Source organism: Micromonospora sp. D75, from assembly GCF_018070405.1.
In the GTDB taxonomy this organism is placed as follows: Bacteria; Actinomycetota; Actinomycetes; order Mycobacteriales; family Micromonosporaceae; genus Micromonospora; species Micromonospora chalcea.
Map to the genome: position 1 here is coordinate 1 of NZ_JAGPXV010000746.1, position 2,635 is coordinate 2,635.

Genomic DNA, 2,635 nt, shown 5'->3' on the forward strand with positions numbered 1-2,635 from the left:
AAGTGGCGGGCCGCCAGTCGGGGCCGGGTACGACGCCGGCGGGGCACCCGGTTCCGCCCGGGTGTCCCGCCGTCGTCACGACGTCAGTACCAGCCTGAACTCTGCGACTTCTGCCAGGCGCCGCACGGGGTGTCGTACCGGCCCTTGATGTAGCCGAGACCCCACGTGATCTGGGTCGCCGGGTTCGTCTTCCAGTCGTCCGCGACCGAGGCCATCTTGCTGCCCGGCACGGCCTGCGGGATGCCGTAGGCCCCGGAGGAGCTGTTGGACGCCTTCGGGTTCCAGCCGCTCTCCTTGGTCCAGAGCTTGTCCAGACACGGGAACTGGTCGATGCCGAAGCCCTTGTCGAGCATGACGGCGCAACCGATCTTCCGGTTGCCGCTGTACTCCGCGCACGAGGACGGGATCGGGCCGTCGTACGGCTTGATCTTCGTCTCGCTCTCCGCCGCCTCCCGTTCCTTCTTGCGGGTGGCGGCGGCCGCCTCGGCCTTCTTGGCCCGCTCGGCGGCCTCCTTCGCCGCCGCGGCGGCACGCAGCTTCGCCTGGTACTCGGCGGCACGCTGCCGGGACGAGTCCACGCGGTGGTCGGACAGCCGTTCGCGCTGGTACGCGTACTCCGCCTGGTCGACCTCCAGGCCGACCTGCGCGGTCAGGCCCTGCTGCTGGGTCTGGCGATCCTCGCCCAGATAGAAGCCGCCGGCCACGCCCACGGAGAGCAGTGCCACAGCGGCGGTGCGGGCGCCGAACCGGCTCCACAGCCGACTCACGAAGTTTCCCTTCGTCGGGGGCAGGGACGCGGCACGCGTGGCCTACCGGGCCGCGCCGAGGTGCCGCGAGCGCTCCGGTACCGGTGTGACTGCGGGGCGTACATGGCTCCCGAGTGGTCGGTGACGCTCGATGGACACCATTGCGCACAGTGAGGCCGGTGGGAAATGGCCGGGCCGAAAAGTGACCTGCGTCACCCTGAAAATCAGGATAAAGTGGGGCAAAAGCGGCGGTCAGCCGGGGATGTCCTCCAGTAGATCGGTGACCATAGCGGCGATCGGAGAACGCTCCGATCGGCTGAGCGTGACGTGCGCGAAGAGGGGATGCCCCTTCAGCGCCTCGATCACCGCCGTCACCCCGTCGTGCCGGCCGACCCGCAGATTGTCCCGCTGCGCCACGTCGTGGGTGAGCACCACCCGCGACCCCTGACCGATCCGGGACAGCACGGTGAGCAGGACGCCCCGCTCCAGCGACTGCGCCTCGTCGACGATGACGAACGCGTCGTGCAGGCTCCGGCCGCGGATGTGGGTCAGCGGCAGCACCTCCAGCAGCCCGCGCGAGGTGACCTCCTCCAGCACGTTCTCGTGCACCACCGAGCCGAGCGTGTCGAAGACGGCCTGCGCCCACGGCGACATCTTCTCCGACTCCGACCCGGGCAGGTAGCCGAGTTCCTGGCCGCCGACCGCGTACAGCGGACGGAACACGATCACCTTCTTGTGCCGGCGCCGCTCCATCACCGCCTCCAGGCCGGCGCAGAGCGCCAGCGCGGACTTGCCGGTGCCGGCCCGGCCACCGAGCGAGACGATGCCGATCGACTCGTCCAGCAGCAGGTCGAGCGCGACCCGCTGCTCCGCCGAGCGGCCGTGCACGCCGAACGCCTCCCGGTCGCCCCGGACCAGCCGGACCGTCTTGTCCGGCAGCACCCGGCCCAGCGCCGAGCCGCGCCCCGAGTGCAGCACCAGACCGGTGTGGCAGGGCAGGCCCGCCGCGGCGTCGACGTCGAGCGTCTCGCCCGCGTACAGCCGGCCGATCTCCTCCTCGGACAGGTCCAGGTCGGCCATGCCGGTCCAGGTCGGATCGCTGGCCTGGCCGTGGCGGTACTCGTCGGCGCGCAGGCCGACCGAGGCCGCCTTCACCCGCAGCGGCATGTCCTTGCTGACGAGCGTGACCTCACGCCCCTCGGCGGCCAGGTTCAGCGCCACGGACAGGATGCGCGCGTCGTTCGACTCGTTGCGGAAGCCGGGCGGCAGCACCCCGTCGTCGGTGTGGTTCAGCTCCACCCGCAGCGTGCCGCCCTGCTCGTTGGCGGGCACCGGCCGGTCCAGCCGGCCGTGCCGTACCCGCAGCTCGTCGAGCATGCGCAGCGACTGACGGGCGAACCAGCCCAGCTCGGGGTGGTGCCGCTTGCCCTCCAGTTCGGAGATGACCACCAGCGGCAGCACCACCTCGTGCTCGGCGAAGCGGTGGAACGCCGCCGGGTCGGAGAGGAGGACCGAGGTGTCCAGGACGAAGGCCGGGCCGGCTGGTCGGGGCTCCTCGGCCTCGACAGCGGCGCTGCGGCGGCTGCGGGTGGTCCGGCGGGTCTGGGCGGTCGAGGCCGGGGTCTGCTGCTCGGCTCCGGCGGGGGTACGGCGAGTGGTCACAGGCCTGCTCCGCGGATGGGCACCCGGCCACCCGAGTTCCGCCTCTTCCGGTGCCCGGAGGACACGGGGTCGGATGCGGGCCCCGTGTGCGAGGACGCAGGTCCGGGCTGTCCGGCTGGCCCGGGAAAACCCCGCGCCATGCCTAGACGCTAATCGCCGCGGGGCCGCGGGGCTAGAGGTGCGCGTGGATCATCGCGTGCCAGTCGCCGGACGTACACCTGTTCGGG

At 71.7% G+C, this 2,635-nt stretch carries 2 protein-coding genes; both read right to left on the reverse strand.

Annotation, left to right across the window (positions count from 1 at the left end; all coding sequences use genetic code 11):
* Window positions 1-83: 83 nt before the first annotated feature.
* Window positions 84-767, reverse strand: a complete 684-nt coding sequence (locus tag KBX39_RS28480) for a transglycosylase SLT domain-containing protein (RefSeq protein WP_043326625.1) — start codon at window positions 765-767, stop codon at window positions 84-86.
* A 231-nt stretch (window positions 768-998) separates the two neighbouring features.
* Complete coding sequence (locus KBX39_RS28485) at window positions 999-2,408, reverse strand: PhoH family protein (protein WP_043326627.1); 1,410 nt, start codon at window positions 2,406-2,408, stop codon at window positions 999-1,001.
* Window positions 2,409-2,635 lie beyond the last annotated feature (227 nt).